The sequence below is a fragment of the Rhodopirellula sp. UBA1907 genome, from assembly GCF_002337565.1.
In the GTDB taxonomy this organism is placed as follows: domain Bacteria; phylum Planctomycetota; class Planctomycetia; order Pirellulales; family Pirellulaceae; genus Rhodopirellula; species Rhodopirellula europaea.
On sequence record NZ_DDGH01000023.1, the window covers coordinates 72,317 to 79,851 of the forward strand.

General features: G+C 57.9%; 7 protein-coding genes. 1 reads left to right on the forward strand and 6 read right to left on the reverse strand.

Annotated elements, in window-relative coordinates; all coding sequences use genetic code 11:
* Nucleotides 1–809 (reverse strand): amino acid--tRNA ligase-related protein (locus B2R17_RS05385; protein WP_414707229.1); only part of this gene is annotated, 809 nt, incomplete at its 3' end.
* Between the two features lie 251 nt (nucleotides 810–1,060).
* Nucleotides 1,061–1,801, reverse strand: coding sequence for a dienelactone hydrolase family protein (locus tag B2R17_RS05390; RefSeq protein ID WP_286763187.1), 741 nt, complete (start codon nucleotides 1,799–1,801; stop codon nucleotides 1,061–1,063).
* 237 nt (nucleotides 1,802–2,038) lie between these two features.
* Here B2R17_RS05390 and B2R17_RS05395 point away from each other — a divergent pair, with 237 nt between their 5' ends.
* Complete coding sequence (locus B2R17_RS05395) at nucleotides 2,039–2,776, forward strand: CAP domain-containing protein (RefSeq protein WP_286763159.1); 738 nt, start codon at nucleotides 2,039–2,041, stop codon at nucleotides 2,774–2,776.
* 249 nt (nucleotides 2,777–3,025) lie between these two features.
* On the opposite strand, the gene B2R17_RS05400 is transcribed toward B2R17_RS05395, so the two are convergent.
* The 4 genes from B2R17_RS05400 to B2R17_RS05415 form a co-directional block, all read right to left on the reverse strand.
* Nucleotides 3,026–5,503: a YidC/Oxa1 family insertase periplasmic-domain containing protein gene (locus tag B2R17_RS05400; RefSeq protein ID WP_339888639.1), complete on the reverse strand. Its 2,478-nt coding sequence runs from the start codon at nucleotides 5,501–5,503 to the stop codon at nucleotides 3,026–3,028.
* A 120-nt stretch (nucleotides 5,504–5,623) separates the two neighbouring features.
* Nucleotides 5,624–6,331 (reverse strand): hypothetical protein, encoded by a 708-nt coding sequence (locus tag B2R17_RS05405; RefSeq protein ID WP_286763161.1) that lies wholly within the window; start codon nucleotides 6,329–6,331, stop codon nucleotides 5,624–5,626.
* Nucleotides 6,332–6,353: 22 nt separating this feature from the next.
* Nucleotides 6,354–6,950, reverse strand: coding sequence for a peroxiredoxin (locus B2R17_RS05410; RefSeq protein ID WP_008658568.1), 597 nt, complete (start codon nucleotides 6,948–6,950; stop codon nucleotides 6,354–6,356).
* A gap of 54 nt (nucleotides 6,951–7,004) precedes the next feature.
* Nucleotides 7,005–7,316, reverse strand: a complete 312-nt coding sequence (locus tag B2R17_RS05415; RefSeq protein ID WP_008658566.1) for a Dabb family protein — start codon at nucleotides 7,314–7,316, stop codon at nucleotides 7,005–7,007.
* Nucleotides 7,317–7,535: the final 219 nt, after the last annotated feature.

Here is a 7,535-nt window from a genome sequence, read left to right on the forward strand (position 1 = left end):
TCGGAACCAAAGCGACGCATGGCGTCCGCGTAGGTCATGCGAGGCAACGGCAGCGAAATGTCTTTGCCCAAAACTTGTTTGGCAGTCTTGGCGACCAAGCCATCGATCAATCCGATGATGTCTTCCGAGTCGACAAAAGACATTTCCAAATCGAGCTGCGTGAACTCGGGCTGGCGGTCGGCTCGCAAGTCTTCGTCGCGGAAACACTTGGCGACTTGGATGTAGCGGTCAAAACCGGCGACCATCAAGATTTGTTTGTAAAGCTGCGGCGACTGAGGCAACGCGTAGAAGTTGCTCGGATGCACGCGGCTGGGGACCAGGTAATCGCGAGCTCCTTCGGGTGTGCTGCGGCCGAGGATGGGCGTTTCGACGTCGATGAAATCGTGCTCGGCGAAGTAGTCTCGCATGCACTTGATGATTTCGCTGCGACGGATCAAGGCCTGCTGCATTTCTTTGCGGCGAAGGTCCAGGAAGCGATACTTCAGACGCAAATCTTCGCCGGGCAAATCGGATTGGCCGGGCGTGAAGGGAGGCGTTTCGGAGGCCGAAAGGATCTCGAAGTGTTCGCTGCGAACTTCGATTTCACCGGTTTCCAGTTTCGCGTTGGTTTTGCCTTCCAATCGATCGGCCACCACGCCGCGGATCAAGATCACGCTTTCGTTGGGCACGTGGCCGGCTTGTTTGATCAGCGTTTCGTTGGCTTCGGGTGGCCCGATGACGACCTGGGTCAGTCCGTAACGATCCCGCAAATCGATGAAAACGGCTCCGCCATGGTCTCGTTTGCTGTCCACCCATCCGCACAGGGTCACGGGGGAGCCGACGTCAGATTTGCGAAGCGCGCCGCAGGTGTGGGTTCGTAACACGGGTCGAAATCAAAGGGTTCGAGGGGAAGAAAGCTACGGGACGATCCATCAGGAGCTGGCGGAAGGTTCCGAATTTCGCGAAAACGAACCGCAAAGGATACGCGATCGTCGCTCATTCGTAAGTGGGACGATTTTCCATCCAACCCCAAATTGCCAGGCGGGATCGCCAATCGGCGATGAATTCGTTTTCTCGGCCGTTATCGCAGGTGGCTGTTGAGGTGCTGGCACGCCATCGAGTTGAGCAGCAGGGCGAGTTCTGGGTCATAGCGATGCCCCTCGTCTCGCATGAAAGCATGCTCGCCGTTGAACTCGTGCCAGGAAAAACTGACGCCGGCCGCGGTCATCGCGTCGTAAATCATCCGCCGTCCTTCGGCGGGAATGTGTGGGTCTTGCCGGCCCCAAATCATCAGCATCTCGGCCTTAATTTCAGGGATGCGATCGAGACTGTTGTCGTTCATCCCTTTGCCGAGACTTCGTTTGTGAATGTCGGTGGCATAGAAGCAAACTCCGGCATCGACTTCCTCATTCATCGCCGCTCGAAATGCCAGGTGCCCGCCCAGGCAGATGCCGACCGTGCCGACTTTTCCGGTGCAGCCTTCGTCACCGACGAAGAAGTCGATGACGGATCGAGCGTCGGCATCGTAGGCGGTAATTTCCTTTTCGATCTTCAAGCGGTTGCCGCGGTCGGTGCCCTCTTTGTCGTAGGCGAAAGACTCGCCCAGTTCGGTGAACTCGTGATAGACATCCGGAACGGCGACCAGCAAACCGTGTCCCGCCAGCACGGCTGCGGTGCGGGCGATCGGAGCCGTCATTTGGTAGATCTCGCTGTAGAGAATCACACCGGGATAGCGGCCGGGGCCGTCCGGACGAAACAAATGCGTCCGCATCGGACCGGTGGGCGTTTCGAGATCGACGAAGGAGGGAGCTTGGATTCGCATGCTGAGTCGGGACGGTGTCAAATCAGTGAGTGGCACAGCGAAGAGTTCGCCGAAAACCAGGATTGCGACACGTTTTACCAGCTCGACGAAGACGAAGGGAATCGCTTGTTGTGCCCGATTGGCATCGAGCGGTGCCCGTGACGAAGCAGATGCCGGAAAGTTAGGCATGACGATTGCATCACGCTGCTTATCGGGCGATTCGGTTTTCGGTTCAAATTCTCTATCAGGAGCGATGCGGTGCGTGGTTGGTTGGTGCTCGGATGTTTGTTGTTTGTCGGTCCGTTGGTGGCTCAAGAGGAATCGACGGCGGTCTCCGTTGAGTCGGAAAGCGATAGCGAAATGGTTGCGGAAGTTGAAAAGGCAATCGTCAAGCAAATCAACGACTACCGCAAAAAGAAGGAGCTCGGTCAGCTGGCAGTGAACGACGAGCTGCAGGCGACCGCGAAAAAATTCGCGGAGTTTATGGCTGAGTCGGGCAAGTATGGCCACCGCGCGGATGGCAACACGCCCGCCGAGCGTGCGAAGGCGGCCGGATACGATTACTGCGTCGTTCGAGAGAACATCGCTTATCGCACTAACACCGGCGAAGTCACCGCGAAGAGTTTGATCGACATCTTCGTTCAGGGATGGATCGATTCACCGCCGCACCATGAGAACATCGTGGCCAAACACATCACGCAAACAGGGGCCGCTGTCGCGACGGCCGATCAAACGACCTATTACGCCGTCCATTTATTTGGCCGTCCCAAATCGGCTCAAATCGAAATTTCGGTGTTGAACCGATCAGGCAAGGTCCAGACTCTTTCGATCGAAACCAATGAAAGTGTCGATGAAATCGAGATGCCGCCTCGAACCACCGTCAGCATGAAACGCTGTTTTCCAACCACCTTTCGAGTCGATGGTCTGGAAGCGGAACAAGTGGATGAATCAGTGGAATTGATTCTGACCAAGAAAGGCTGGGAAGTGGCCGATTGAACCACCGCCCTGCCCTGCCCGGATACGGCTTCAAGCAATCGGCTCAGTCGCCCTCATCGCGTTGCGGTCGTCGAGTCGCGTGACGCGAACGGTCGGCAGGTGTTGTGTCGGTAGCACCTGTAGCCGACGGAGGCTCTCCGTCGGCATGATCGCAACCCGGGGCGGTCGCCCGGCGGCTGATACGGAGAGTGCCACTCCCATCAGCCGGAACTCGCTACGTCTGGTTTTGAATCGCGGGTCCTGAGCCTGCTAGCGGCGTTTCTTATTGCCGGATTTTCCGGACTTCCCGGATGGTGGCCGTTTGCGGTCTTTTGGCAGCGGGGCGGCTTCTTCCTCCGGGGTTCCCAATCGCTCGCGGAGTCGATCCGCCATCGTTTTGGGTTTGCCGTCGGAGCTTTTCTTTCCATTGGCACCCGCCGAATTGTTGACTTTACCATCGACCGTTCCGCCACCCGCGGCGGCGCCCTGCAGGGTTGCGGGATCGAAGTGAGGTTTGGATGGCAGCGTTTTCTTGACCAAGATCCGCTCGCCAATTCCCCACAGGCTGCTGGTGATGAAGTAGATGCACAAACCAGCGGGCACACGGAAGAAGAACAGCCCCATGACCAAGGTCATGTAGTTCATCATCTTCTGCGTCATGGCGGTTTGCTCGTCCGTTGCCGGTGGCATGAACATCTTTTGTTGAGCCAGGAACAACGAGACCACGATCATTGGCAGGATGTTGAAGTACGGGCCCAGCCAACCGGTGCCGCGGCCTCCCAAGTAGTCCCACATCCAGTCGCCCCAGTAATACATCATGTCGGGAGCGGCCAGGTTTGACGCCCAAGTCGTCCAGGATGCAAACGCGGCTTGTCGCAGTTCGATGTCGACGGACAGAGTTCGGTACAGGCCGATGAAGATCGGCAATTGCAGGAACATCGGGGCGCAGCCAGCCATGGGATTGAACCCGACACGCTGTTGAAGTTCGCGTTGGGCTCGGACACGAGCTTCCATGTCGTCTTTGTGCTTCTCCGCGATCTTCTTCAGTTCAGGGGCCAACTCTTGCATGCGTTGGGCGTTGATCGCCGCTTTTCGCGAAAGCGGGAACATCAAGCCACGAACGCAAAGCGTCAGCAGCACGATTGCCAACGCGTAGTTGCCGACATTGGAGAACAGGTGCAGCAACCCGCCGAGAGGTTTGGCGACGAATGAGAACCAACCGTAGTAGATGCAATCGCCCAAACCGTAGGCTTCCATCACGTCGGGCTGTTTGGGGCCAGCGAACAATCGGAGTGATTGTTTGAGCGACGATCCCGGGGGCACGTCGGCGATGGCACTGTCGAGATAGAAGCTGGCGTTGACCGCGCGTTCTTTGTTGTCGGGAACCGCAGTTGGGTCAGCGATAATATTCGCGGCGGCACGACGGAATGTCTTGAGTGACTCTTGGCCTTCCGGTGGCAGCATCGCGACGGTGAAGTACTGGGCGTCGACACCGATGTAACTCAGGTTGCGAGCCGGCGGTGCGGAATCGGGAGCGAACAGTGTTTGGTCATCCGCTTCGGATTCGTTCTTCGCCCGTTTCAGCAAAGCGTAACCGGAGACCAGTTCGTGACCTTCGGCGGTGGTCTTGTAGACGATGTCGCGAGCGGCCGAGCCACCCCAGTTGGGACTGATCTTGTTGCTGTACCACCAGCCTTCCAGGGTGATGCCATTGGCACCTTCAATGCGATATGCGAGTTCCTGTGCTTCCTCGGCCCGGTTGTCGATCTGCACATCCATGTCCAGCGAGTAGCTGTCTGGTTTCAGCGAGTAAGTGCGTTGCAGTGCCACCGATTTGCCGGAAGCTGGCTCCATCTCGGAGTCGGACAATTGCAATTTATAGGAAACCTTGGCTCCGTCTTGCGAGGCATCCCAGATCAAGTCGCCCGTGTCGACCATTCCTTCGATGGTCTTCTCGCCCGACTGGATTTCACGGCGTCCGACGCGGCCGACCGTCAGCAGGCATGACAGCCGAGAAAGGTTGCCCGCGACTTCGTCATCTCCACCGTGTTCGGCCAATCGAACCAAATCCAGCGGATGTTCGGTCAGCGTGGTCTTGAAGTCGATCGATTTCTCGTTCCGCAGAACCGTGACGGTTGCGGATTCGCCTGGTTTGGTTTCCAGCATCGATTCGCGAAGCATGGACAGGTTGTTGACGTTGGTATCGTTGAACCCGGTGATGATGTCGCCAGGTTTCAGTCCGCCTTGCACACCGGCGGCGGTTGCCAAATCCGCAGGCGTTCCCGGTCCGACCACGTTGACCCGGATCCCGAGGTCCGTTGCGGTCGGGTCGGCGGCCAAGTACCCGAGGTATCCGGAGCGAACGTCGACGCGTCGGTATTTCAGACGCCCGTTCTCTTTGCGTTCGGTCAGTTCAATTCGCTCAATGCCACCGCCGCGACTGTTCAGCGTCACCAGCATCACGTAGCCGCTGGTCGGGTCCATCGAGCCGAGGGTCGACCAAGTTGGCGAGCTGGGACGCTCAACCACGTCTGTTTCTTCGGAGGTCGCTTCCCCGTCGCCTTCGCCGGCCTCGGGCGCATCCGTGTCGGCAACCAAGTCTTCGGCTGGTTCAGCGGTTTCGCCGTCGACTTCGGCGACCGCGTCTTCCTCCGGTGGCAGTGGTGGCGCGAACATGGTCCGAAGGGACATGTAGATCAGGAAAAACGCCATCGACGAGAGGATGAACGAAAATAGTCGGCGTTCCACTGAACTGTCGGCCAATCAGAAGGGAGGCGGGTGGGGAAGCCCGCTATTCTTGCCGCGCAACGCGTTCTTGAAAAGCCAAACTCAATGTGCGGGATAGCCTGGAGGCCCAAAAACGCAAGCTCAAGCCGTCAAAGGCAGGGGCGTTTCGCACAATCGTTTCAAATACGCCTGAAGATCCGCCTCGGAAACGCCCTGTTCAGAGCGATCCAGGACAATCCAGGGCCGAGCCTTGCGGATCACGCCTTTTTCTAGGAATTCGCCGAAGAGACGCAGTTGCAGGTGCCCTTCTCGACGCAAATCGGTTGTGAACGGTGCGTCTGTGGGTGCCAGTAGCACAGCGATGGAGCCGGTTTCGCCGTGTAATTGAACGGTTGAAATCGGCGGGCTGCCGTCGCCCAGCGTGTCGCCCTGGTCGAAGATCACGCCGCAATCACCCAAGGCGGTGAGGTCCAGTGTTGGATGCGTGTCGAGCAGCAACGTCTGAATCGACAGCGTGGGCTCGATGACCAGTCGAGTTTCCGTGGCTTCCACCACTCGCAGAGCCAGTCGCAATGAGTACTGGCTGTCGGCCTGGGGAAGGGTCACGTTCCAAACGTCGCCCCGGACGGATTGTTCCGTGGCGACGGGAAGCGTGTCGTCGCCAACTGGCAACAAGTTCACGTGCAAGGAACCATCGGGATCGCCGAAGCTGATTCCCTTGGTACCGCCCGCGGTGTGGCAAACCCAGTCGTGCCCATCCGCATTCCAGTGCGCGGTGAAGCACTGGCCTGCGGTTTGGTCACAAGCGGAGCCGGGAGTCGGCGCCGCGAAATCTTGAAATTGCCACATGGGGATGCGCTCGATTGCTTGCTTAGCTTTTGTATTCGGCGCCGAAGAACTCTTTGCTGCCTTCCACGTCCGCTTTGATTGTACGCGAGCCTTCTTGCCAGTTGGCTGGGCAGACTTCGCCATTGGTTTCAAAGTACTGGAGGGCTTTGACCATTCGCAGTGCTTCGTCGACGCTGCGGCCCAGTGGCAAGTCGTTGACGACTTGGTGACGTACGACGCCTTCTTGGTCGATCAAGAACAAACCACGCAGAGCCACGCCGCCGTCGAGCAGCACGTCGTAGTCACGCGAAATTTGCTTGTTCAAGTCGGCGACCAATGGATATTCGGTTTTGCCGATGCCGCCTTCATTGCGCGCCGTGTTGGTCCATGCCAAGTGCGTGAAGTGGCTGTCGATCGAGACGCCGACGATTTCCACGCCGAGGTCTTGGAATTCCTTGGCTCGGTCGCTGAAGGCGATGATTTCGGTTGGGCAAACGAACGTGAAGTCGAGAGGCCAGAAGAACAACAGGACGTACTTGCCCTTGTAGTCCGACAACTTGAAGTCGTCTTTGAACGTGCCATCGGGCATGACAGCGGTGGCGGTGAAATCAGGGGCTTTTTGGGTGACCAAAACACTCATTGTGATATTTGCTTTTAAAAGAGAGTGAAACGTGGTTGTGAAAGTTGAACGAGATCAGTCGCGAAGATTCGAATCGAACACTCGGACTTCGGCCCAATTGGGTTTTTGACGCTCGATGAATTCCAGGTGACGAGGTGCTGTTTGATAAGCGTCATGGGCGGCGCGGTCTTCAAAGACCGTGTGCAGCACCACGTCGAAGTCCATGTTGACCGGGCGGTCGTAGTCGGGCTCGCAGCGTCCCACGGCGAAGCCCACCAAACCGGGATGGTCGTTCAAGTAGGTTTGGCAATCATCCAGCAACGCGTTGATGGTTTCGTCGCTGCGGTCTTTGGTCGTGAAGAAGACTTGGTGGGCGAGTCGAGGCATGGTGCTCACGAAGGATCAAAAAGGGGGCAGAAGCACCGCTTCGAAGACAGATGACGAAGCCGGTGTGGCCGGAATCAAGATGGCACGTCGCTGATTCTAGCCGCCGCATCAATTGGCTTGAACCGGTCGCCCGCCCGCCGTCGGAGGTCGCCGCGGCGTGTACAAGCAGCAATCCTGTGGGCAGACATCGTGCCAGGGGCCCAGTTCGCCCAAGGCGGT

Excerpts from the sequence above, each read along its gene's own strand:
- B2R17_RS05415 (WP_008658566.1), bottom strand. The coding sequence starts at position 7,316 with ATGCCTCGACTCGCCCACCAAGTCTTCTTCACGACCAAAGACCGCAGC.
- B2R17_RS05405 (WP_286763161.1), bottom strand. The coding sequence starts at position 6,331 with ATGTGGCAATTTCAAGATTTCGCGGCGCCGACTCCCGGCTCCGCTTGT.
- B2R17_RS05410 (WP_008658568.1), bottom strand. The coding sequence starts at position 6,950 with ATGAGTGTTTTGGTCACCCAAAAAGCCCCTGATTTCACCGCCACCGCT.
- B2R17_RS05390 (WP_286763187.1), bottom strand. The coding sequence starts at position 1,801 with ATGCGAATCCAAGCTCCCTCCTTCGTCGATCTCGAAACGCCCACCGGT.